The organism is Streptomyces sp. NPDC048018 (assembly GCF_043202995.1).
In the GTDB taxonomy this organism is placed as follows: domain Bacteria; phylum Actinomycetota; class Actinomycetes; order Streptomycetales; family Streptomycetaceae; genus Streptomyces.
In genome coordinates this window covers 1108532-1131742 of the sequence record NZ_JBIDBK010000002.1, presented here as the reverse complement: position 1 = coordinate 1131742, position 23211 = coordinate 1108532, and the positions used below count along the sequence as shown (strand labels likewise).

17 protein-coding genes and 2 tRNA genes are annotated in these 23211 nt (G+C 74.9%); 8 read left to right on the top strand and 11 right to left on the bottom strand.

Translation table 11 applies throughout. From position 1 onward, the window contains the following. Nucleotides 1-600: 600 nt before the first annotated feature. The 3 genes from ACGF1Z_RS10895 to ACGF1Z_RS10885 all read left to right on the top strand — a co-directional run bounded on the left by ACGF1Z_RS10895 (nt 601) and on the right by ACGF1Z_RS10885 (nt 5890). Complete coding sequence (locus ACGF1Z_RS10895; RefSeq protein WP_393002204.1) at nt 601-3255, top strand: SPFH domain-containing protein; 2655 nt, start codon at nt 601-603, stop codon at nt 3253-3255. Nucleotides 3256-3512: 257 nt separating this feature from the next. After that, nucleotides 3513-4103, top strand: coding sequence for a lytic polysaccharide monooxygenase (locus tag ACGF1Z_RS10890; RefSeq protein WP_393002471.1), 591 nt, complete (start codon nt 3513-3515; stop codon nt 4101-4103). A 26-nt stretch (nt 4104-4129) separates the two neighbouring features. Further along, nucleotides 4130-5890 carry an AMP-binding protein gene (locus tag ACGF1Z_RS10885; RefSeq protein WP_393002202.1) on the top strand — a complete coding sequence of 587 codons (1761 nt, stop codon included), beginning with the start codon at nt 4130-4132 and terminating at the stop codon, nt 5888-5890. A gap of 149 nt (nt 5891-6039) precedes the next feature. Here the strand turns inward: ACGF1Z_RS10885 and ACGF1Z_RS10880 are convergent. Next, nucleotides 6040-6113 (bottom strand) — tRNA-Lys (locus ACGF1Z_RS10880). 85 nt (nt 6114-6198) lie between these two features. Next, nucleotides 6199-6957, bottom strand: a complete 759-nt coding sequence (locus ACGF1Z_RS10875; RefSeq protein ID WP_393002200.1) for an IclR family transcriptional regulator — start codon at nt 6955-6957, stop codon at nt 6199-6201. Between the two features lie 361 nt (nt 6958-7318). Between ACGF1Z_RS10875 and ACGF1Z_RS10870 the strand changes: the two genes are divergently transcribed. Together ACGF1Z_RS10870 and ACGF1Z_RS10865 are read left to right on the top strand one after the other, a co-directional pair. Beyond that, nucleotides 7319-8410: an LLM class flavin-dependent oxidoreductase gene (locus tag ACGF1Z_RS10870; protein WP_393002469.1), complete on the top strand. Its 1092-nt coding sequence runs from the start codon at nt 7319-7321 to the stop codon at nt 8408-8410. A 242-nt stretch (nt 8411-8652) separates the two neighbouring features. After that, nucleotides 8653-10371 carry a glycosyl hydrolase family 18 protein gene (locus ACGF1Z_RS10865; protein ID WP_393002198.1) on the top strand — a complete coding sequence of 573 codons (1719 nt, stop codon included), beginning with the start codon at nt 8653-8655 and terminating at the stop codon, nt 10369-10371. A 229-nt stretch (nt 10372-10600) separates the two neighbouring features. On the opposite strand, the gene ACGF1Z_RS10860 is transcribed toward ACGF1Z_RS10865, so the two are convergent. After that, nucleotides 10601-12481, bottom strand: coding sequence for a putative bifunctional diguanylate cyclase/phosphodiesterase (locus ACGF1Z_RS10860; protein ID WP_393002196.1), 1881 nt, complete (start codon nt 12479-12481; stop codon nt 10601-10603). Between the two features lie 381 nt (nt 12482-12862). Here ACGF1Z_RS10860 and ACGF1Z_RS10855 point away from each other — a divergent pair, with 381 nt between their 5' ends. Then, nucleotides 12863-14095, top strand: a complete 1233-nt coding sequence (locus ACGF1Z_RS10855; RefSeq protein ID WP_393002194.1) for a M6 family metalloprotease domain-containing protein — start codon at nt 12863-12865, stop codon at nt 14093-14095. A gap of 54 nt (nt 14096-14149) precedes the next feature. On the opposite strand, the gene ACGF1Z_RS10850 is transcribed toward ACGF1Z_RS10855, so the two are convergent. The 7 genes from ACGF1Z_RS10850 to ACGF1Z_RS10820 all read right to left on the bottom strand — a co-directional run bounded on the left by ACGF1Z_RS10850 (nt 14150) and on the right by ACGF1Z_RS10820 (nt 20384). Continuing rightward, nucleotides 14150-14223: transfer RNA gene (locus ACGF1Z_RS10850), tRNA-Lys, on the bottom strand. After that, nucleotides 14214-14843, bottom strand: a complete 630-nt coding sequence (locus ACGF1Z_RS10845; protein WP_393002192.1) for a bifunctional DNA primase/polymerase — start codon at nt 14841-14843, stop codon at nt 14214-14216. The genes ACGF1Z_RS10850 and ACGF1Z_RS10845 overlap by 10 nt, the downstream gene beginning before the upstream one ends. Nucleotides 14844-14975: 132 nt before the next feature. Next, complete coding sequence (locus ACGF1Z_RS10840) at nt 14976-15332, bottom strand: hypothetical protein (RefSeq protein WP_393002190.1); 357 nt, start codon at nt 15330-15332, stop codon at nt 14976-14978. A gap of 235 nt (nt 15333-15567) precedes the next feature. After that, entirely contained in the window at nt 15568-16911 is a 1344-nt protein-coding gene (locus tag ACGF1Z_RS10835; RefSeq protein ID WP_393002188.1) for an AAA domain-containing protein, read from the bottom strand. Next, nucleotides 16908-18491 carry a hypothetical protein gene (locus ACGF1Z_RS10830; protein WP_393002186.1) on the bottom strand — a complete coding sequence of 528 codons (1584 nt, stop codon included), beginning with the start codon at nt 18489-18491 and terminating at the stop codon, nt 16908-16910. Before ACGF1Z_RS10830 ends, ACGF1Z_RS10835 begins: the two co-directional genes overlap by 4 nt. Beyond that, the gene (locus ACGF1Z_RS10825; RefSeq protein ID WP_393002184.1) at nt 18482-19606 is read right to left on the bottom strand and encodes a hypothetical protein; all 1125 of its coding nucleotides are present in this window, start codon (nt 19604-19606) and stop codon (nt 18482-18484) included. Before ACGF1Z_RS10825 ends, ACGF1Z_RS10830 begins: the two co-directional genes overlap by 10 nt. Next, nucleotides 19539-20384 (bottom strand): phosphatase PAP2 family protein, encoded by an 846-nt coding sequence (locus ACGF1Z_RS10820; protein ID WP_393002182.1) that lies wholly within the window; start codon nt 20382-20384, stop codon nt 19539-19541. Before ACGF1Z_RS10820 ends, ACGF1Z_RS10825 begins: the two co-directional genes overlap by 68 nt. Before the next feature lie 151 nt (nt 20385-20535). Between ACGF1Z_RS10820 and ACGF1Z_RS10815 the strand changes: the two genes are divergently transcribed. Further along, nucleotides 20536-21129, top strand: a complete 594-nt coding sequence (locus tag ACGF1Z_RS10815; RefSeq protein ID WP_393002180.1) for a histidine phosphatase family protein — start codon at nt 20536-20538, stop codon at nt 21127-21129. 47 nt (nt 21130-21176) lie between these two features. Here ACGF1Z_RS10815 and ACGF1Z_RS10810 read toward each other — a convergent pair whose 3' ends face one another. Next, nucleotides 21177-22472, bottom strand: a complete 1296-nt coding sequence (locus ACGF1Z_RS10810; RefSeq protein WP_393002178.1) for a tetratricopeptide repeat protein — start codon at nt 22470-22472, stop codon at nt 21177-21179. A 224-nt stretch (nt 22473-22696) separates the two neighbouring features. On the opposite strand from ACGF1Z_RS10810, the gene ACGF1Z_RS10805 reads away from it, so the two are divergent. After that, the gene (locus tag ACGF1Z_RS10805; protein ID WP_393002176.1) at nt 22697-23185 is read left to right on the top strand and encodes a hypothetical protein; all 489 of its coding nucleotides are present in this window, start codon (nt 22697-22699) and stop codon (nt 23183-23185) included. Nucleotides 23186-23211: the final 26 nt, after the last annotated feature.

Genomic DNA, 23211 nt, shown 5'->3' with positions numbered 1-23211 from the left:
GCCTCGGCCACCGGTGGCGCGGGGACCCCCGGGGGTGGAGTCCCGCCTGCCGGTCAGGGCTCCGCCCCGGCCTCGTCCGCCGGCGCGGTCGCGACCGGAGACACGGGGGCCGGAGACACGGGTACGGGTTCCGCCGCGGGTGCGGCCCAGGCGGCGGGCGCGGGCCCGCTGCCGGGCACGGTGCCGACCGCGGGCGGTGCCGCCGCGGGCGGTGCGGGAGGGCGGGGAACGGAGACGGGGCCGGTCGCCCCGGCGCCGGCGGCGGCCGCCGCGGCTGCGGTGAGCGCCGCGCCCTCGGCGGCGTCCGGTGCCGTCGGAGCGAGCCCGGCCGTGGCCGGTGCCGCAGCGGGTGCGCCGGCCGCCGGGTCCTCGGCTGCCGGATCTCCCCGTGCGGCCACGGGCGCCGTCGTCCCGCCGGCGGACGGGCCAGGCGGCCCGGGCACGGCAGCCGGACCGACGGCGCGCATCGCGTCGCCGGAAGCCGCACGTCCCGTGTCCGGCCCGAGCGCGGCCTCACCGCGGGCAGGCGTTGGACCGCACACGGCAGCACCGGCCGGTGCGGCGGCGCCCGGTGCGACGGCGCCCGGCGGGACGGCCGACGTGCGTCCGGCCGGCGATCCGGCCGTCCGGCCCGGCGCCGCGACGGCACCGGCCACGGCCGCCCCCGTCGCGACCGACGCGCGGAACGCCGGGTCCGCCGCCCCGCAGCAGGCCGCCGGTGCCGGGTCCGCCGCCCCGCAGCGTGTCCCCGGGACCGCGTCCGGCCTCGCCGCCGCCCCGCAGCAGGTCCCCGGAGCTGGGTCCGCCGCCCCGCAGCAGGTCCCCGGAGCTGGGTCCGCCGCCCCGCAGCGCGTCCCCGGGACCGCGTCCGGCCCCGCCGCCGACCCGCAGGTCCCCTCGGCGGCGGCCGCCGCCGCTCCGCGCACCCAGCCGCCCGGCCCGGCCCACGGCGCCACCATCGCGGCGCCCACGGTCGGTTCGGCTGCCGCACCCGAGCCCGGCTCGCCCGTCGGTGCGCCCGCTCCGGCCGGCCCGGGCGGGAGCCCGGTCGGCTCCGCCCCTGCGCGGGGCGCTGCCGCAGGGGCCCCGACCGCTCCGGGCGCCGGTCCGCGCACCGTCCCGTCGGGCCTCACCCCCGGGACCGAGGCGGCACGTGACCTCGGTCCGCGGGCCGACTCCGCCGCGCCCACCGCCGGTTCGGACGCCGCGCGGCAGCCCGGCTCGCCCGGCGGGGCGCCCGGCCTCGCCCGGCCGGGCACCGCCGCCACCACGCGCGCCGCTTCCGCCGACCCCCACGCCGTCGCCCACGCCGAGGCCGCCTCGCCTCGACCGGCCGGTCCGGACGCCGCCAGCAGCGGACCCGGCGCCGTCCCCGCGGCTCCCGGAGAGGCGTCCGCCACCAGGACCGCCGGCCCCGACGCGGCCGCGCCGGCCGCCGCCGGCTCGGGCGGCTCGCCGCAGCAGGCCCGGCCGGGCCTGCGGCCCGCGACGCCCGGGGCGAGCCGTACGGGTACGGCGGCCGTCGGCCCCGTTCCTTCGGGGGCCGCGCCGCAGTCCGGCCCGCGCGCCACCTCCCCCGGCCTGACCCGCCCCGGGACGACACCGGGCGACGCGGCCGCGCGGGCCGCGGCCGCCACGGCCTCGACGGCGGCGCCCGGCCCGACGGCGTCCGGCTCCGCCACCGCGGCGCCCGCCGGTTCGGGCGCACCGCGCGGGGCCCGACCCGGTGACGCGCCGGGCGCACGAGCGGCGGTGCCCCCCGGCGCTGCCGCCGGACCGGGCACCGACCCGCCCGGCGCCCCGGCCACGAAGGGCGCTGCTCCCGCGAGTTCGGCGGCCGGGGCACGGGCCACGGCGGCCGCGCCCGGCCGGGACGGGGCCGTCGACCCCCGCTGGATCGCCGGCGGCCGGGTCAGAAGCGTCGCCGTGCCCGTCGCCGCCTCCGTCGAGGTCGTCCCGCGCGGGGGCAAGGCCGACGGCGCCACCGACGCCCCCGGCAAGCCCCACGTCAGCACCGAACCCAACCCCGACCCCAACCCCCACGCCGGCCCCAAGGCCGGCACCAGCCCCAGCACCAACCTCGGCAACAACCCGGGCAACGTCAGCAACGGCAGCGCCCGGCGGCGGAACGTGATCGGGGCCGAGACGACCGGGTCCATTCCCGTGCACCTGCTGTTCCGGGACGAGCCGGACGGCGCGGACGACGGGGGGCCGGCCACCGTGCCCGTGCCCAAGCTGTCCGGGGCGCCGGGCGCGTCGAAGATGGCGGCGCGGAAGGGGAAGGGCGGGACGTCCGGGCCCCGGCCCGCCCGCCACGCCGCCGCGTCCGCCCGCCCGGCGCCGACCGCCGATCCGAAGCTGGTCGAGCGGTCGGGGCCGGTGCTGCCCGGGTGGGTCGGGGTGGCCGGGGGACTGCTCGCGCTCGCGGGGTGCGCCGCCCTGGTGTGGTGGACGGGGGCGGTGCCCGCCGAGGTGACGCGGATGCTGCACGTGCCCGCGCGGCCGTACCACGGGATCCACCTCTGGCAATGGGCCCTGCTGGCGCTCGGGGTGGTGCTGACCCTCTTCTTCCTCGGCGGGCTCGGCCGCGGGCGGGTGGGCTACGCCCTGGTCCTGACGCTCTTCGGGGAGTACCGCGGCACCGTCCGCCGTACCGGACTCCTCTGGGTGAGCCCGCTGCTCCTCCGCCGGCGCGTCGACGTACGCCTGCGGCACTGGCGGAGCGAGCCGCTGCCGGCCGTCGACGCGAAGGGCACGGCGCTGGACGTGGTCGTCCTCGTCGTGTGGCGGATCCGGGACACCGTGCGCGCCGTGCTCGGGGTCGACCGGCACGAGGAGTACCTGCGCGAGCAGGTGGAGGCGGCGATGGCCCGCGTGCTGTCGCAGCTGCCGGCCGACGCGTTCCACGAGGACGCGCCGACGCTGCGCGACTCGGAGGCGGTCGGTGAGGCGCTGACCCGGCTGCTGTCGGCGGAGTGCGCGCCGGTGGGCATCGACGTGTTCTCGGTGCAGCCGACCCGGATCGAGTACGCCCCCGAGGTCGCCGCGGCGATGCAGCGCCGCCGGATCGCGGCGATCGACGCGAAGCACCGGGACAGCGTGCTGACCTCGGTGGTGGACGCGGTGGACGACGTGGTCCACCGGCTGACCTCTCGTGGTCTGGTGGAGCTGGACGACTACGAGCGGAAGGCGCTGGTGAAGGACCTGACGGTGGCGTTCTACACCGGTCGTACGGCGCCGGTGGAAGGCGCGTAGCCGGGCCCGGCCCCGCTGACGGAGGTCCCCGCGGAGTTCTCCGCGGGGACCTCCGCGCGTCCGCCCCTCCCCGTTCCGGCCGGGTGCCGTCCCCGGGCGCCGGGCGGCCCCGGCCCGCTCGCCCCCGCCCCCTCCTTTGGTATGGACATGTTCAAGTTCCGTCCCTACCTTGGTACTTGGTCTAGACCGGAACCGTTCACCCTGCACGCGTGCAGCACAGCCCACAGAACTCCCCCACGTTCTCCTGGAGCGACAGCATGCGCAAAAAGACAGGAGTGGCGGCCGTGGCGCTCGGCGTCGCCGCGGCCTCCCTCTTCGCGACCACCAGTGCGAGCAGCCACGGCTACACCGACTCGCCGATCAGCCGCCAGAAGCTCTGCGCCAACGGCACCGTGACCAACTGCGGCGACATCCAGTGGGAGCCGCAGTCGGTCGAGGGGCTCAAGGGCTTCCCGGCCGCGGGCCCCGCCGACGGGAAGATCTGCGCCGGCGGGAACTCCCGCTTCGCCCAGCTCGACGCCCCCCGCAACGGCACCTGGCCCACCACCAGGGTCACCGCGGGCCAGAGCTACACCTTCCGCTGGCAGTTCACGGCCCGCCACGCGACCACGGACTTCCGCTACTACATCACCAAGAACGGCTGGACCGGCACCAAGGCCCTGACCAGGGCCGACCTCGACAGCCAGCCCTTCCTGGTCGTCCCCTACAACAACCAGCAGCCGCCCTCGACCCTCTCGCACACCGGGACCGTCCCGGCGGGCAAGACCGGCCGCCACCTGATCCTGGCGGTGTGGACCGTCGCGGACACCGGGAACGCCTTCTACGCGTGCTCGGACGTTCAGTTCTGACAGAGCGTCAGCTACCATCCCGCCGCATGGGGACCGTCGCGGAACTCGTACGACGCCAGTGGGGCGACCACCGGACCGGACTGAGGGACGAGCACACCACCCTCACCCACCACCAGGTCGCCTCCGGCGCCGCCGCGCGCGCCGCCCTGCTCACGGAGCTGATGCCCGACCGGCCGGGGAGCGAGCCGCACCTCGGCCTCCTGCTCGACAACACACCGGAGTACCCGCTCTGGCTCGGCGCGGCGGCCCTCGCGGGGGCCGCCGTGGCCGGGATCAACCCCACCCGGCGCGGCGCCGAACTCGCCCGGGACATCCGGCACACCGCCTGCCGGGTCCTGGTCACCCAGCGCGCCCACCTGCCGCTCCTCGACGGCCTCCCGCTGCCCGGGCTCCGCATCCTCGTCACGGACACCGACGCCTACGCCGCCCTCCTGGCGCCCTACGCCACGGCCACGCCCGACGACGCCTTCCTCCGGGCCGCCCGCCCCGACAGCCGGCTGCTGCTGTACTTCACCTCCGGCTCCACCGGCGCCCCGAAGGCGGCCGTCTGCTCCCAGGGGCGGCTCGCCGCCGCCGGCGCCGCACTCGTCTCCCGGTTCGGCGTCACGCGCGACGACACGCATTACGTCTGCATGCCGATGTTCCACGGCAACGCCGTCATCGCCGACTGGGCGCCCGCCCTCGCCGCAGGCGCCGACATCGCGCTCCGGGCCCGCTTCTCGGCCTCCCGCTTCCTGCCCGACGTCCGCCGCTTCGGCGCCACGTACTTCACGTACGTCGGCCGCGCCGTCCAGTACCTGCTGGCCACCCCCGAGGGCCCCGACGACCGCGACCACCGCCTCCGGCTCGGCTTCGGCACCGAGGCGGGCGCGGTCGACGCGGCCCGCTTCGAGGCCCGCTTCGGGGCGCGCCTCGTGGAGGGGTACGGCTCCTCCGAGGGCGGCGCCGCGATCCAGCGGACCGCCGGGACCCCGGCCGGAGCCATCGGCCGCGCCGCGCCCGGCGACGACCTGGCCGTGGTCGACCCGGAGACCCGCCGCGCGTGCCCGCCCGCCCGCTTCTCGGCCACCGGCGTCCTCCTCAACGCCGACGAGGCCGTCGGCGAGCTGGTCAACCGCGGCCGCAGTGCCTTCGAGGGCTACTGGCGCAATCCCGAGGCGGACGCCGCCCGGCTGCGCGGGGGCTGGTACTGGACCGGCGACCTCTTCTACCGCGACACCGACGGCTTCCTCTACTTCGCGGGCCGCACCGACGACCGCCTGCGCGTCGACGGCGAGAACCTGGCCGCCGCGATGATCGAGAACATCCTCGCCCGGTGGGACCGTGCCGCGGGCGTCGCCGTCTACGCCGTCCCCGACCCGGTCTCCGGCGACCAGGTCATGGCCGCGCTCGCCCTGCGCCCCGGCGCCGTCTTCGATCCGACGGCCTTCGCCGCCTTCCTCGAAGCCCAGGGCGACCTGGGTACCAAGATGCCCCCGAGCTACGTCCGCGTCATGCCCGAACTCCCGCTCACCGCCACCAACAAGATCCATCGCGTGGCCCTCCGCCGCGCCGGCCTCACCACCCCCGACCCCCTCTGGTGGCGCCCGGCACCGACCGCGCCGTACGAGCCGCTCACCCCCGCCGGGCGGGAACGGGTGCGCAGGCGGTACGAACGGCAGAACCGGCCCTTCCCCGGCCAGGACCCGCCCCCGCCCGGACAGCCCCCCGCGCCGCCGGGCCAGGACCCGCCCCCGCCCGGCCGGGTCCCGCCCCCGCCCGGCCGGGTCCCGCCGCCGCGAGGGTAGGGCCGGACCCATCCCCGGCCCACCCCCTGCGCCCATGGCCCGGCCGAGGGCGCCCACCGCCGGGTGCCGGCCGTCCTCGCCTGCCTCCGGGCGTGGCGGGACGGGCAAAGCAGAAGGCCCCTCGCTCTCGCGAGGGGCCTTCCTGTCTGTGCGCCGCCAGGGACTCGAACCCCGGACCCGCTGATTAAGAGTCAGCTGCTCTAACCAACTGAGCTAGCGGCGCCTGCTGACAGAGAAAATACTACCCGGTCCCGAGGGGTGCTCGTGACCACCCCGGTGGTCACCCCGGGCGGGTGACCGGGCCGGACTCAGATCGCCAGGGAGAGCACCACCGGGGCGGCCCGGCGGTTCAGCATGTCGGCCGCCGAGCGGAGCCGGTGGGCGTGCTCCAGCGGCAGGGAGAGGGCCAGGCAGCCGACGGCCGCCCCGGCGGTCAGTGGCACCGCGGCGCAGACCGTGCCCACCGCGTACTCCTGGAGGTCGAGCACGGGGACCGTCGGCGGCTGGCTGTCCAGCTTGGAGAACAGCACCTTCTCGTTGGTGATCGTCCGGGAGGTCAGCCGGGCGATCTTGTGCCGCGCCAGGTGGTCCCGGCGTCCGTTGAGGTCGAGCTGGGTCAGCAGGCACTTGCCGACCGCGCTGGCGTGGGCGGCCGAGCGGAAGTCCACCCACTCGTTGACCTTGGGGGTGCGCGGACCGTCGGCGAACTGGGTGATCTTCACCTCGCCGTCGATGTAGCGGCTGATGTAGACCGCGGCGCCGACCGAGTCGCGCAGCTCGGTCAGGGTCTCCTGGAGCTTGAGCTCCAGGGCCTCGCGGCGGGTGCTGCCGGAGCCGAGGAGGACCAGGGAGTCGCCGATGACGTAGGCGCCGTCGGAGACCTGCTCCACGTAGCCCTCGCGGCGCAGCATCAGGAGCATGGACGTGAGATGGGCGGTCGGCAGGCCGGTCTCCCGTGCGATCTGCACGTCCGTCACGCCTCCGCCGTGCCGTGAGACCGTCTCAAGCACGCGCAGGGCGTATTGCACCGAGTGGAACGGTGCGGTGGGCTCGGGCTTCAGCGCCACGGTTTCCCCCTACCAGGTTGTGACCGCAAGCTTCCGTACCACGATAGCCGCCAAGCACCCGTTACGGGGCGGCTGTTGGCGAGATTGATGCGGTGCCCACGGGCCGTGGGCTGCGATGCGCCACTCTGGCATATGCCATGGTCACAGCCTTGCGTGAGAGGCTCAGGTCAGGGGGGTGGGCGGGGCCTGCCGCACGGGCGTTCGGGCGCCCTCCGGACGTGAAGATTTTTTCGCCGGAATAACCGGAGACCCCCTCCTGTTAGCTGACGGGGATCACCCGGAGCAGTTCCCGGCGGATCTCCCCCGTCCCCCCACACCCGTTCGTCACAGCGCAGGAAGGCCGTCCACGGTGAGCGACGCGATTCGAGACGCGATTCGAGGAGAGGCGCGCGGCACCGCGCCCGTACCGCTGTCCGTACTGGACCTGGTGACCGTCGGCAGCGGGCGCACCGCGAGCCAGGCGCTCGCCACCAGTGTCGGCATCAGCCGGCTCGCCGAGCGGCGCGGCTACCACCGGCACTGGGTCGCCGAGCACCACTCCATGCCCGGCGTCGCGTCCTCCTCGCCCGCCGTGATCCTGGCCCACCTGGCCGCCCACACCAGCCGCATCCGGCTCGGCTCGGGCGGCGTGATGCTGCCCAACCACGCGCCGCTGGTGATCGCCGAGCAGTTCGGCACCCTGGAGGCGCTCGCCCCGGGCCGGGTCGACCTCGGTCTGGGCCGCGCCCCCGGCACCGACGGGGCGACCGCCGCCGCGCTGCGCCGTACCGGGACGCTGGACGAGGGTGCCGACGAGTTCCCGCAGCAGCTGGCCGAACTGACCCGCTTCCTCGACGACGACTTCCCGGACGGGCACCCGTACGCGCGGATCCACGCCGTGCCCGGCCCCGTGCAGGGGCCGAAGGGGCGGCCGCCGGTCTGGCTGCTCGGCTCCTCCGGCTTCAGCGCGCGGCTCGCCGGCCTGCTCGGGCTGCCCTTCGCCTTCGCCCACCACTTCTCGGCGCGCAACACGATCCCCGCCCTGGACCTCTACCGGGAGTCCTTCCGGCCCTCGGCGGTGCTCGACGCGCCGTACGCCCTGATCGGCGTCGCCGCGCTCGCCGCCGACGAGGCGGAGGAGGCCCGTCGCCAGGTGCTGACCGGCGCCCTGTCGATGCTGCGGCTGCGTACCGGCCGGCCGGGTCTGGTCCCGACGCCGGAGGAGGCGGAGGCGTACCCGTTCAGCTCCGCCGAGCGGGAGTTCGTCGACGGCTGGCTCGCGAACATCGTCCACGGCACGCCCGACGAGGTGCGCGAGGGCCTGGACGGGCTGCAGAAGCGGACCGGCGCCGACGAGCTGATGATCACGGCCAACGCGCACGGCGGGGAGGCGCGACTGCGCAGTTACGAGCTGATCGCCGACGCCTACGGACTGCCCGAGCTCGCGCCGGATGCGCCCGCGGAGCTCCGCTAAGCGGAATTTCCCCGCCCGTTGGTTCGTCCCCGAACCGGCGGGCGCGGGAGTTTTAAGTGAGCCTTAAACCGCTCGTCACCCATGGTGGCGGGCGGTTCTCTTCTGTGCTGCACGTCTCTGACGAGGGCTTTCGCCCGCCAATTGGTCTAGTCCTCAATCTGGTTCAGACCATTGACGCGCTGTTCATGCGGCGGATATCACTGCTCCAACTTCCGTACCGCCACCCCTCCCGGAGGCCGCACGTGCACCCCCGCAAACCACTGATCGCCGCCCTGCTGAGTTCGGCACTCGCCGCCGGCGCGTTCGCCACCACCGTCGGCCTCGGCTCCGCCCAGGCCGCCGAGACCGCCGCCGCCCCGTCCACCGGCGGCGTCAAGATCGCCTACTACGACCAGTGGAGCGTGTACGGGAACGCCTTCTACCCGAAGCACCTCGACGAGCGGGGCATCGCGGCCAAACTGGATGTCATCAACTACTCGTTCGGGAACATCCACCCGACCGACCTCACCTGTTTCGAGGCCAACAAGGCCGCGGGCGACGACAACAACCCCAGCGCCGGCGACGGCGCGGGCGACTCGTACGCCGACTACCAGAAGTCGTTCTCGGCCGCGGACAGCGTCGACGGCGTGGCCGACAAGTGGGACCAGCCGATCGTGGGTGTCTTCAACCAGTTCAAGGAGCTGAAGGCGAAGCACCCCCACCTGAAGATCAACATCTCGATCGGCGGCTGGTCCTACTCCAAGTACTTCTCGGACGCGGCCAAGACCGACGCCTCCCGCAAGAAGCTCGTCGCCTCCTGCATCAAGCAGTACATCCAGGGCGACCTCCCGGTCGAGGGCGGCTACGGCGGCCCCGGCTCCGCGGCCGGCATCTTCGACGGCATCGACATCGACTGGGAGTACCCCGGCTCGCCCGACGGGCACCTCGGCAACCACTACGCCCCCGAGGACAAGCAGAACTTCACCCTCCTGCTCGCCGAGTTCCGCAAGCAGCTCGACGAGTACGGGGCCGCCCACGGCGGCAAGAAGTACCTGCTGACCGCCGCGCTGCCGGCCGGCCAGGACAAGATCAAGAACATCGAGACGGACAAGATCGGCGCGTACCTCGACTACGCGAACATCATGACGTACGACATGCACGGCGCCTGGGACGGCGACGGGCCGACGTACCACCAGTCCCCGCTGTACTCCGGTGCGAACGACCCGACCGACCCCATCAAGCCGGGCACCGAGAAGTACTCGATCGACAACGCCATCGACTCCTGGATCGACGGCAAGCCCGCCTACGGCATCACCGGCGGCTTCCCCGCCGGCAAGCTGACCCTCGGCTACGAGTTCTACTACCGCGGCTGGAAGGGCGTCCCGGCCGGCGGCACCAACGGCCTCGCCCAGACCGCGACCGGCGGCTCCAACGCCCGCCCGCTCAGCCAGGCGGCCGGCATCGCGTACTACAAGGAGCTCGGCGGCATCGTCGACAACGCGGCGAGCACCTTCTGGGACGACCAGGCCAAGTCCGCCTACTTCTACAAGGACGGCGAGTTCTTCACCGGTCTCGACCAGCGCACCATCCAGGCCCGCGCCGACTACGCCCACCAGCGCGGTCTCGCCGGCGCGATGATGTACTCGCTGCTCGGCCTGGACGCCAACGCCACGCTCTTCAACCAGATCGTGACCGCGGTCGGTTCGTCCCCGACGAGCCCGACCACCCCGCCCACCACGACGCCGCCGACCACCCCGCCGACGACGCCGCCCACCACGCCGCCGACCACTCCGCCCACGACCCCGCCGACGACGCCGCCCACGGGCTGCACCGCTCCGGCGTACGTGGCCGGCCAGGTCTACACCGGCGGCCAGACCGTCTCCCACAAGGGCCACAACTGGAAGGCCAAGTGGTGGACCCAGAACGAGGAGCCGGGCACGACCGGCGAGTGGGGCGTCTGGCAGGACCTCGGCGCCTGCTGACCGCCCGCTGATCCCTCGCCGCACCGCATGAACCACTGCCCCCGCCCGGAATGTCCCTCCGGCCGGGGGCAGTTCCACGCCCCGACGCGGAACGCCCCCGGCCGGACGGTGCCGCACGGAGCCGCGGCCCTCGCGGGACCGGCCGGCACGGGACCGGCCCCGGCGGGCCTGACGGACGGGCCCGCGGCCCTTCACGGGGCCGGGCCGCGCCTCGCGCCCGAAGGCCGGCTCAGACGGGCAGCGGCGCGACGCCGATGAGGTCCGCGATGTGCTCCGGGGGCACCGCCCGCGAGTAGAGCCAGCCCTGGCCGGTGTCGCAGCCGATGCGGCGCAGCCGGGCGGCCTGGCCCGCGGTCTCCACGCACTCGGCGGTGACCGTGAGCCCGAGCCGGTGGGCCAGCTGGACCAGCGCCTCGACGATCAGCTCGTCGGCCGGGTTCGCGTGCTCCTCGTCCTGGAAGCCGCGGACGAACGAGCCGTCCAGCTTGAGGACGGAGACCGGCAGCCGGCTCAGATAGGCGAGGTTCGAGTAGCCGGTGCCGAAGTCGTCGATGGCGATCCGCACGCCCATGTCGCTGAGCGCCTGGAGCGCCTGGAGCGGGCGTCCCGCCGAGCCCATCACCGCGGACTCGGTCAGCTCCAGCTGGAGCAGATGCGGCGCGAGCCCGGTCTCGGCGAGGATGCCCGCGACATCGGCCACCAGGTCGGAGTCCCAGACCTGGCGCACCGCCACGTTGACGCTGACGAAGATCGGCCGGTCGCCCGGGTGGTCCTTCTGCCACTGCCGGGCCTGGCGGCAGGCCGTCCGCAGCACCCAGCGCCCGAGCTCGACGATCGAGCCGTCCTCCTCGGCGATCCCGACGAACCGATTCGGCGTCAGCGTGCCGAACTGCGGGTGCCTCCAGCGCACCAGCGCCTCCACCCCGCGGACCGCGCTGTTCGCGAGGTCCACCAGCGGCTGGTACTCCAGCGCGAACTCGCCGCGCTCCACGGCCGGCCGCAGCGTGGAGGAGAGCGCCTGCCGGGTCATCCGGTGCGCGTTGCGCTCCGGGTCGAAGAGCGTCCAGCGGGCCTTGCCGTCGGCCTTCGCCCAGTACAGCGTGGTGTCGGCGGCCTGCATGAGACACGTCGCCGAGGAGCCGTGGGCCCGCCGCTCGACCACGCCGATGGACGCGGAGACGGAGAGCCGCTGCCCGGACAGGTCGAAGGGCTCCTGGAGCGCGGTGAGGACGGACTGCGCCAGATCGGCCAGCTGCTCGGTGCCGGTCGAGTCCTCGACCAGGATCGCGAACTCGTCGCCGCCGAGCCGTGCCACGAGGTGCCCGCCGTTGCGCGTGTAGCCGTAGCCGTCGGCGCACTCGGTGAGCCGGTTCGCGACCGCGGCGAGCAGCCGGTCGCCGACCCGGTGGCCGAGGGTGTCGTTGACGGCCTTGAAACCGTCGAGGTCGAGATAGCAGATGCCGATCCGCCCTGTTCTGCCATGCCCGTAGGACTCGTACGACTCGTACGAACGGTCCCGGGGGTCCTCGTCGGCGGGGCTCTCGGCGGCGGCGCTCTCCAGGGCGGCGGTGAGGCGCTCGAAGAAGAGGGTGCGGTTGGGCAGCCGGGTGACCGGGTCGTGCATCTGGAGGTGGCGCAGCCGGGCCTGGAGATCGCGCCGGTCGCTGATGTCGGCGACGGTGAGCAGCACGCGGGGGCTGTCGGGCACGGGGGAGACGGTCACCTCCGCCCACAGGGAGCGTCCGTCGGCGTGCTTGAGCCGGCGGGTGCAGCGGAAGCGGGAGCGCCGGCCGCGGAGCACCTCGCGGTACGCCTGCCAGGTGCGTCCGTCGGCGGCCAGGTCGACGAGCTCGGCGGCGGCCTGCTCGTGCAGCGCGGCGGTCTCGGTGCCGAGGAGGGTGGCGAGCGCCTCGTTCGCCGCGACGACGACGCCGTCCCGGTCGACCACGGCCATGGCGAGCCGGGCGGCCCGGAAGGCGGCGCGGTAGTCGCGCAGTTCGCTCTCCCAGGACCCCGTTGGCGGGAGTTCGTGATCGGGATCGCTTCCGTGACGCTCTGTGAGCACCGGCTCAGCCGACGGGGGCACCGGTTCTTCGGAGGTTCCGCTCACCGCTCGCTCCCGTAGTGCGTTCGGGCCGTACAGATGTGGTCGGAATGGTCGGCCAAGGAAAGTGTGCCGATCATAGAGGCTGGCCCGGGGGCCGTTCCAGCTTCGGGGCCGGGCGCCGGGCCCGCGGGGGCTGTGAGGCTGCCCACCCGGAGGCGCGGCCGATCGTTTCTGCGCGGGTGTGACACGGGTCGACGATGCTCTGACCGAATGTGACTTTCCGTGAGCTGATGCGCGTCCGTGTCGCGTCGACCCGGCGGGTCCCGCTCACCCGACCGGGGCAGCGGAAAGGTGCGAAACCTCCCAAACCGACACAAGGTGGTCGAGGTGTCACGCTTTCCGGAGCCGGAGGTCCACGTGAGGGGTCAGCAGCCACCCGGGGGAGTGCAACGCTCGCGCCTGCGTGCCGGTGCGGCGGCCTTCACCTCCCTCGCCGCGCTCGCCGCGACCGGGCTGGTCGCCGGGCCCGCCGTCGCCGCGCCCGCCGCGGGACCCTGCGCCCTGCCCCGTACCGCCGCCCACCACTCGCTCGGCCTCGACACCTGGAACACCTCCTATCCGAGACCCACCCGCCCCCTCGACGCGGTCATGATCTTCCTGTCCTTCCCGGACGCCACCCCCCTGACCAGCCCCGCCGAACTGGCCGCCGACCACTTCCCCGGCACGTCCGAGTTCTTCGAGCGGGCCTCCTACGGGCGGTTCAGCCTGCGCGTGCACCCCCAGACCGGCTGGGCCCGGATGCCGCGCGACTCCACCGCCTACGCCATACGGCGCGACTGGAGCGCCGAGGACCGTGCGGCCTATCTGCGCGACGCGATCCGGGCCGCCGACGACTCCGTCGACTTCTCCCGCTACGACATCGTCTATCTGGTCGCCGACCCCGACGCCCCCGGTGTGGACTCCGACGCCACCAAGGTGGTCAACCTGGAGCACCCGCTGGAGGCCGACGGCACGGAGCTCAAGCGGGTCGTCACGGTCTTCGAACGGCACCCGCCCGACCGCAACGTCCTCGCCCACGAGACCGGGCACGTCTTCGACCTGCCCGACCTCTACCACCGGCCCACGGACGGCAAGGGCGACTGGGACACCCATGTGGGTGACTGGGACGTCATGGGCAGCCAGTTCGGGCTCGCTCCGGACCTCTTCGCCTGGCACAAGTGGAAGCTGGGCTGGCTCGACCGCTCGGAGGTGACCTGCGTCCGCGGACCCGGCACCCATGCGATCGGGCTGGAGCCGGTCGCCGCCGCCCCGGTGCCCGGCGGCACCCTCGGCACCCGGCTCGCCGTCGTCCGCACCGGCGAGGACAGCGTGCTCGCGATCGAGGCGCGCTCGGCGACCGGGAACGACCGGGACACCTGCGCCGAGGGCGTGCTCGTCTACCGGGTCCGCAACGAGGCGGCGTCGGGAGAGGGGCCCGTCGAGGTCGTGGACACCCACCCGAGGTCCGAGGCGTGCTGGGAGAGCTCGGTCTACCCGCCGCTCGCCGACGCGCCCCTGCGGGAGGGCGAGTCCTTCACCGTGCCGGACACCGGCGTACGGGTGGAGGTCGACGGGCGGACCCGGGCCGGCGTGTGGGCGGTCCGCGTCACGGGTCCCCGGGTCGACGCGCTGCCCTGAGGCGCCGCGCACACGAAGAAGCCCCCCGCTTGCGCGAGGGGCTTCTTCCGTCTGTGCGCCGCCAGGGACTCGAACCCCGGACCCGCTGATTAAGAGTCAGCTGCTCTAACCAACTGAGCTAGCGGCGCCTGCTGACGTCGTAGACATTAGCATCAGGATCCGCCGAAGGAAAAATCGATACCCGCACGTCGGCCGTCGAAACCGCCCGGGCCGCCCGGACACAGGCCCACAGCAGCACCTCGGGTCCCGGCAGCCAGGGTGTGCGGGTGTCCGGCGCCACCAGCCAGCGCGGGCCCGAGCCGTCCTGCGGGGAGAGCGGCGGGATCGTCACCGCGTCCCCGGTGCCGTGGCAGAGGGGCCGGGGCACCGAGTTCTCCCACTCCTCCCAGTCGAGCAGGGACGGTAAGCGCTGGGCCGTGCCGGGGGCGGCGAAGAGCAGCATCCGGCCCCGGTGCACGGCGACGGGCCCGGAGCCGGGACCCTCGGCCCAGAGCCGGTCGAGCATCCGGCGCCCGAAGATCGGCTCCACGTTCACCACGTCGAAGACCCCGCCGCAGGGCAGCATGGCCGGGGCGGCGGGCCGGGCCTCCCAGCGGCCGAGCGTGGCCCACGCGTCGGGGGTGGCGGACGCGAGCCAGGCCGCGCCGTCCTCGGTGACCCGCGCGGCCTGGTGCCGCCCCTCGTCGGGGTCCGCCAGGAGTCGGAGGATGTCGTACGGGGCGGTCTCGTCGCGCAGCCATGTGGTCATGCACCCAGGTGTACCGGGCGTGACGGATTCGTTGCGGCGGGTTGTCGGAAACCCGGACAGCGCGGGGTCGGGAGGAGTATCTTGCGCCCCGGCATATGCCAGGGCGCTGGTCGGCGCGGGTAGTCCGGAGGGTCACTCCTCCGGGTCGCGGCCGCCCGTCCGGATGAGGTCCTGCCCGAACTCGATCATCTTGCGCGCATAGTCCTCGGTCCATGCCGCCCGCTCGGCCACGTCCGCCGGCGTCAGCCGGTCGAACCGCCGCGGGTCCGCCAGCTGGGCCGCCGCGATCGCCTGGAACTCGATCGCCCGGTCCGTCGCCGCCCGGAACGCCAGCGTCAGCTCGGTCGCCCGGGCCAGCAGATCCCGCGGGTCCTCGATCGACTCCAGGTCGAAGAAGTGCTCCGGGTCGGCGGTCGCCTCGGCAGGCTCGAAGATCAGCGGCGCCGGCCTGACCCGCCGCTGCCCGCTCCGCTCCGCGGATTCCGCCATCGTCCTTCTCCTCCTCGCACACACGCGGCCCGGACACCCGGGCCACCTTCCATTCTCCCGCGCCTGGCAAGAGGGCCTCGGCGAACTCGGCCCGGGGTGCCTTTTCGGTGCCTTTTCCCTGCGTCACCCCCGCCGGGGTGCTGTGCGAGACCCGTGGGTCCGCGGGGTCCGGCGCCTCCGCGCCGTCGTCGGCCGTCCGTCGTGTGCGGGGGCCCTGGATGCGTTTCCGTCGACGTCACGGCGCCCAGCCCACCCGGTGCTCCGCCAGGTGGGACAGCACCGCGTGGTTCGCCTCCCAGCCGTCCGGGAACTTCACCGTGACGCCGAGCTGGACCGGCTCCGTCGACGGATGCTCGTCCAGGAGGTCCGCGACGCCCGCGCGGCAGACCACGATGCAGGCGTGCCGGTGCCGGGAGGCCAGGACGCACAGGCGGCCGGTCTCCAGATGGAAGGCGGTCGCGTCCGGGCGCCCGGACAGCGGGTGCAGGACCACCGTCACGTCGTACTCCCGGCCCTGGAGCCGGTTGGCCGTGTCCACGGTCACCCCCGGGACGCCGAGCTCCGCGAGCGCCGCCCGCACCGCCGCCGCCTGGTCGCGGTGTGCGGTGCCGACGGCGATCCGGTCCGAGGTCAGGGGCACGGGGCCGGCGGACCGCTCGCTGACCGCCGCGCCGTCGCGGTCCAGGAGGCGTCGCACGACGAGGGCGACCGCGCGGACCGCCTCCGGGTCCGTACGAGGGGTGTGCCGGGCGGGCAGCTCCAGCAGGCCCCAGCCGGTCTCCGCCGCCTCGTCGAGGACCCGGTCCGGCCCCGAGCCGTCCGAGGGCACGCCGAAGGACAGCTTGCGGTCCCCGTGATCCGTGCCGCTGCGGAACGGCGTGTACGGGTAGAAGGCGTCGGACACCAGCGGGGCGGCGGACGCCGGGAGGCGCCAGGACACCGGGAGGCGGTGCTGCGGCAGCTCCGGGTTGTGCGCCAGGAGCGTGGAGACGGCGGAGGCCGAGGGGTCGTAGGACAGGCCCGCCCACTGCTCCGCGCCCACCACCGAGAAGGGGTCCAGCTGTCCCGGGTCGCCGACGAACAGCGCCCGCTCGAACAGGCCCGCCACCGCGAGCAGCGCGTCCGAGCGCATCTGGTACGCCTCGTCCACGATCGCGTGCGCCCACGGCTCCACGTTCTTCACGTGCGCCCACTTCGCGGCCGTCGACACGACCACCGGAAGCCCCGTCAGATCGCCGGCCTTCGCCGACTTCCGCACCTGCTCCAGCTCGTTCAGCGCCCGGTCGTACGGGTCGGAGTCGTTCGAGTGCAGCCGGCCCACCGGGAGGCCGGGCCGCTTCTCGGCGATCCGCAGCACCAGGTCGTCGACCTGCGCGTTGGTCTGGGCCACGACCATCAGCGGGCGTCCCGCGTCGGCCAGTTCGAGCGCGGCCCGCACGACGAGGGTGGACTTGCCGGCGCCCGGCGGGGAGTCGACGACGACCCCCCGGGCGGTCCCGTGCAGGGTGCTCTCCAGGATGGCGTCCGTCGCCCGCGTGGCCTCCGCGGACGGGTCGAAGGCCGGCGGCCGGTGGCTCACAGGATGTCCTCGCGGGTGAAAGTGTCGGGGAGTTCGGCGACGTCGGAGCGCGGGGGACCGCCGTGCGTCCACGGGGTCTCCTCCGGGTCGGGCAGCTTCGCGCCCGCCCGCTGGTCGTGCTCGAAGAGCGTCCAGGCGATCCGCTCGCCCTTCTCCGGCACCGAGCCCTCCGCCGGCTCCTTCGCGCGGCCCATCCGGTCGAGGATCCGCAGCACCAGCGCCCCGTCCTCCTCCATCCCCACGAACTCGGCGGACTGCGGCTTGCCGTCCAGCGAGCGGTACACCCTGACGCCGGCGCCCAGATGCGGCCGGTCCTCCGTGCGGACCGTGAGCTGCGGACGGGGACGGTTCCGCTCCGTACGCGCCATCGTCACCTCGACGACCTCCGCCACGAACGCCTCGCCCGCGAGCCGCCGTCCCGCCAGCACCAGCGGGTCGTCGAGCGCCTCCTGCGCCTCCAGCTGGCCCTGCGCCTGCTCGCGCGCGGCCAGCTTCTGCGCGGCGGTCACCGCGTCGTCCCGGCGCGGCTGCGGCGGCTCGCCCGCCGCGATCCGGTCCCGCTGGCCGGTGAAGGACCAGCGGTCGCGGGTCCAGCGGTCGGGCACCCTGGCCCCCTCCGGAAGTTCGCGCAGCAGGCCGAGGGCCCGCCACACCGCGTCCCAGGTGGGCTTCAGCTGGGACGCGACCAGCCGGCGGATCTCCCGCTCGGCGTGGTGCAGTCCGGCCAGTCCGTCCTCGGCGGCGGAGCCGTCCTCGGCCGCTCCCAGCGCCTGCCTGGCCCGGTCGTAGCGCTCGATCGCGGGCGCGAGCAGCTTGTTGTCGAAGGCCGGGTCGGTCGCCGGGCCGGCCGGCGGCCACAGCAACTGCCCCTGTGCGTCCCGCCCGAGCTCCACCCGCAGCGCCGCCTCGGCCCCGGACTCCCCCTCGGGGGTGTCGATCCAGGCGAGCAGCGCCCCCAGGTGCTGGTCCTCCAGCGAGGACTGGCCCGTGGCCCAGTGCCGGTTCAGCAGGTCCGTGGCCGCGACCAGCAGCGAGGAGCCCGGCACCCGGGCCCGCTCGCCGAAGTGGGTCAGCCAGCGGCCGAGCAGCGGCACCCGCGGCGGCGCCGGGAACGGCGTCTCCGGGTCCTGCTCGGCGGTCCGCCGGAAGCGCGTGGAGCGTCCGAGGAGGCGGACGTACTCGACGGCCGCCCGGCCCGGCACCACCAGCTGCGGGGCGTCCGCGCACAGTTCGACCTCGACCTTGACCTTCTTGCCGGTCTCCGGGTCGGTCTCGTTGCGCTCCGCCGCCTCGACGACCTCGGCGAAGGAGTCGACGTACGGCAGGATCTCGTCGGCCAGCTCGGCGAGGAAGGCGAACCGCAGGTCACGGTCGCGCGGCTGCGGCACGACGAGCAGCCGCGGCTCGTCCGCGTCGGTGCCCACCAGCGCCCCGAGCGGCGCGCCCGCCTCGCCGGCGGTCGTCAACGGCACCAGGACGAGCGGGCGTTCGGACAGGTGCCGGTGCCGGACCGTGGCCAGCGGCTGCGCCCGGCCGGCCTCGACGGCCTCCATCCGGGCGAGGGCGGAGATCAGCGACATGCCGTCACCCCCGCGAGCGCCTCGCTCCGCAGCGCGCGGGCCCGGCGCAGCGCCGCGACCGCCGGGTCGTCCGGGTCGCCGGCCTCGCCGCGCGCCGCGGCCAGGACCGCACCGATCGTCGTCAGGCCGCCCAGCTCGCCCCGTACGGACCGGCCGAGCGCCGTCACGGCGTCCTCGGCCCGGGCCCGCTCGCGGCAGTGGAAGGCCAGCTCGCAGGCGGCCAGGCACTCCGGCGCGTACGCGTGGGGTACGCACTCCACCGCCGAGGCGAGCTCCTCGGCGGAACACGCCGCCACGTCGAAGGTGACGCCCGCCGGCAGCGCCTCCACGATCTCGTCGAGGCGGGTCAGCCGGGCCAGCTGGCGGCGGGTCACGGACAGCTGCTTGCGCACGTCCACCGCCGAGGCCGTCGGCAGGTTGGAGAAGTCCTTGGGGCAGACGAGCAGCACGGTGTGCGCCACCTCCGCGCCCTCCGTGACGCCCGCGACCCGCTCCAGGGCCAGCACGTACACCGCGGCCTGGCGGGCCGCCGCGCCCACCTTCGGGGCGTCGGCCGAACCGTCGATCATCGGGAAGGACTTGATCTCCACGACCGTCCACCGCCCGTCGGGGTGGACCACGACCGCGTCGGGCTCCAGGTAGACGGGGGAGCCGGCCACCTCGAGGGCCAGCAGGGGATGGTCGAGCAGCGCCCAGCGGCCCGCCGCCGTCGCCTCGCGCAGTGCGAGCGCGGTACGGGCGGCCCGGCCCTCGGGCCCGGCCGCCGCGAGCTCCGGCAGGTCCGCCTCCGCCGGCTCCTCGATGCCGAGCAGCCGCAGCAGCTCCCGCCCGCCGTCCGCCTTCACCCTGGCCTCGAAGGCGTTGCCGCGGGCGATGGCGAACTGCGACTGGCCGAAGCCCGAGGGGGCGCCCAGCTTCGCGGCGAGCGCCGTCTTGTCGATCCCCGCGCCGTCGAGGACCGCCCGCCGCCGGCAGCCTGGATTGGCGGCCAGGGCGGCCAGCGCCCGCGCGTCCAGCGGACGCGGCGGGGAGGCCGGTCCGCGCAGCTCAGCGAGCTGATGCCGGAGTGTCGTCTGCGGCGGTCGGTGCGGACCGCTGCCCAGGGATGCGCTCACCCGCGGAAGTCTCCCATCCGCCACCGACAAGCGGGGCGCTTTGCCGGGATCCGCCCGTGATCACCCGGTCCGTCAGGCGCATCGCGTGCGGGGCGAGGAGCAGTCCCGCGCCCATCACGACCGCCCCTGCGGCCGCGTCGAGGAAGTAGTGGTTCGCCGTGCCCATGACGACGAGCGCGGTGAGCAGCGGATAGGCCACGCCGAGCGCCCTGACCAGCGGCGAACGCCCGTACCGCCACAGCATCACCCCGCACCACAGCGCCCAGCCCACGTGCAGGCTGGGCATCGCCGCGTACTGGTTGGTGAGCCCGCCCAGTCCGCGCGGCGCGCTCGCCTCCCCGCCCCACCAGCCGTACGCGCTGAACCGCGCCATCGTGTCGGCGAAGCCGTGGGCCGGGTCGAGCAGCCGGGGCGGGCAGGTCGGCAGCAGGGTGAAGCCCACGAGTCCGAGCAGCGTGGAGAGCATCAGCCAGGTGCGGGCGGCCCGGTAGGCGGCCGGGCGGCGGCGGAAGAGCCAGACCAGGACGGCCGGTGTGACCAGGTAGTGCAGGGAGGCGTACGCGAAGTCGGCGGGGATCCCGAGCGCGGGCGTCGCCGTGAACAGGCGGTTGAGCGGGTGCTCCAGGTCGAGGCCCAGCGTCTCCTCGGCGCGCAGGACCGCCAGGCCGTGGTCGACGGCGGCGGCCCGGTCCCCCCGGGCCAGCAGCCGCCCGCACGAGTAGGCCGCGTACACCGCGGCGATCAGTATGAGCTCCGCCCACCAGCGTGGCCTGCGCATGCGAGGTCCCCCGCCTTCCCCCGACTCGTCTCCGACCGGGGGAGGACGCCGCGGCGCGGGGGGAGGTTGCCCGGAGGTCGCCGGGAATTCACGTGGGCGATGATGGAGGAGAAGTCCGCACACCGCCCCGCTGAAGAACCAGGGAGCCTTCATGGCACCGCGCATCCTGCTCGCCCGGCACGGCCAGACCGAGTGGTCGCTGTCCGGCCGTCACACCGGCAGGACGGACATCCCCCTCCTCGACGAGGGCCGCGACGGCGCCAAGCTGCTCGGCGCGCGCCTGGCGCGGGGCCCGTGGGCCGGGCTCGACGGGGTCGAGGTGCGCACCAGCCCGCTGGTGCGCGCCCGGGAGACCTGTGACCTGGCCGGTTTCGGTGAGCGCGCGGAGAACTGGGACGCGCTCATGGAGTGGGACTACGGCGCCTACGAGGGCATGACCCCGGACGAGATCAAGGCCGGCCGCCCGGACTGGTTCATCTGGCGCGACGGCGTGCCCGAGGGGGAGACCCTGGCCGAGCTGTCGGCGCGGGCGGACCGGGTCGTGGAGTGGGCCCGTTCGGCCGACCGGGACGTCCTGGTCTTCGCCCACGGGCACATCCTGCGGTCCATCGGCGCCCGCTGGCTCGGCGAGGACGTGTCCTTCGCCGCCCGCATCCGCCTCGACCCGACCAGCCTGTCGGTCCTGGGCTGGGCCTACGGCGATCCGGCGATCGAGCGCTGGAACGACACCGGTCACCTGGAGTAGGGGTTACGGCCGGGGGCGCGGCCCGGGTACGCGGCCAGGCACGCGGCTCAGTACGCGGCGAGGACCCGCCGGGTCTCCGCGAGCATCGTGCGGATCCGGGCGGACTCGACGCCGTCCAGCGAGGACTCCACCCGGCGCACCTCCGCCTCCGCCTCGTCGGGGCGGCCCGCGTGCGCGAGGTCACCGGCGAGCTGGGCCCGGTAGAGGGCGAGGTTCCGGGCGAAGTGCGGGTCCTGCAGGACCGTGGCGCGCTGGGCGTGCCGGGCCGCGCGGGACCGGTCGCCGAGCAGCGACCAGCACTGGGCCTCCAGGGCCTCCAGCTCGGGCTCGCCGAAGAAGGACATCCACTCCGGGTCGCTCTCGCCGGGCCCCCGCTCGAAGTGCCGGTGGGCGCGGCCGAGGGACTGCGCGCACGCGGACCGGTCGCCGAGCCCGGCCCACGCCCCGGCCTCCCGCAGGCTGAGCAGGGCGAGCAGCCGGGACGAGGCGAGCGGCTGGGCCGCCCGCAGTCCGGCCTGCGCGGCCCGGACCGCCTCCCGGTACCGGCCGCAGTCCCGGGCGAGGAACGAGGTGTTGCAGAAGGCGTGCGCCTCCAGGGCGGCGTCGCCGGCCACGCGCGCGGTGGCGAGGGCCTCCGCGTAGTGCGAGCGGGAGTCGTCGAGACGCCCCGAGTCGTGGGCGAGCCAGCCCACCGAGATGGCCAGCTCGCCGGCGCCGCGGTGCAGCCGGTCGGCCGTGGAGCGGCGGGCGGCCACGCCCGCGTCGAGCAGGGCGTAGGCGGTGCGCAGCGGCTGGGTGGCGCGCTGGTAGAGGCCCTCGGCGCCGTGCCGGTCGTCGAGCAGGCGGATCTGCCGTACGGCGTCCTCGACGGCGCGGACCTCGGCGTCGCCCACGCGGTGGGTGCCACGGGGGGCGGGGATGACGGCTGCGGCGGTGGCGCCGCCGAGGCCCAGTGAGGCGGTCGCCAGAGTGGCGGTGCCGCCGGTCATGAATGCGCGACGCAGCACGTCGCTCTCCTCATCGTTCCGGGTGGTGATGGCGAGGGGCGGCGGTCCCCCGGCCGCCACGGCGGCCGGCCGCCGGCCGCGAACGGTCTCCCGCGCCGAGAACCCCAGGTCCGCAAGGCTCAGTCCGGGGAACATGTGCAGGAAGACCCGCTCGTACGCGTAGTTCGGGCAGCGGATCTCGCCCGCCTCCACGCGCCCGATGTAGCGGGCGTCGCATGCGACCTGCTCGCCGATGTCCCGCGCGGCCCGGCGGACGATCGCGGCGAACTCCGCCGGCGAGCGCTGTCCGCGGAGTCTGCGGAAGGCGAGATTGGGAACTGCCCGTGACAACGCCATGGCCGAGCCCTCTCCTGGTGCTGCCGGTGTTCCGGCGGGGCAAGAACGTACCTGCTGTGACCGGCCGTGTACGCAGGGTTTGGCAACAAATCGGATATCTCGCACGCGATCTGCCATGAACTGCCATCCTTTGCGGCGGCGTGCCGCCGTAGCCGTTGACGCGTACGGGCGTTGAACCATGCGGAGAGACGGAACGTGTCTCCTCTTGAGCGAGGAGGGGTCCCATGGTGGAGACCGGAGCGTCGCAGTCGACCGAGCGGCACATGCCTTCGCAGGACGCGAGCGCGTCCCTCGTGCCGCACGCCGGCGGGGGTGTCCCCTGCTCGGGCGAGGCCGACGGTCTGGTGGACTGCGACCTGGTGACCGTGCCGGCCCGGCAGGGCCTGGAGGCCGTGGACATCCTGCGCCGCGGCGGCGCACCGGCGGTCGGCGCGGTGCTGCACGACGGCGCCTGCGACACCCTCGGCTTCCTGGTGCCGCCCGGCACCGCGGCGGGCTGGGACATGCCGGGCAGCGCCTGTACCAGGACGGACGGGCGCGGGCTGCGACTGCCGGAGCTGCCCGAGCTGCCCGGCACGGACGGCGCCACGCCGCGTCCGGCCGACTGGCTGCTGCCGCCCGGCGACAGCAGCGAGGTCACCGACCCGGCCGTGCTGCGCGCCGCCCTGGGCCAGGCGGCCCGGCTGATCGAGGCGGCCGACGGCTGCCGCTGAGCCCGGTCCCGCGCGTGCACCGATAA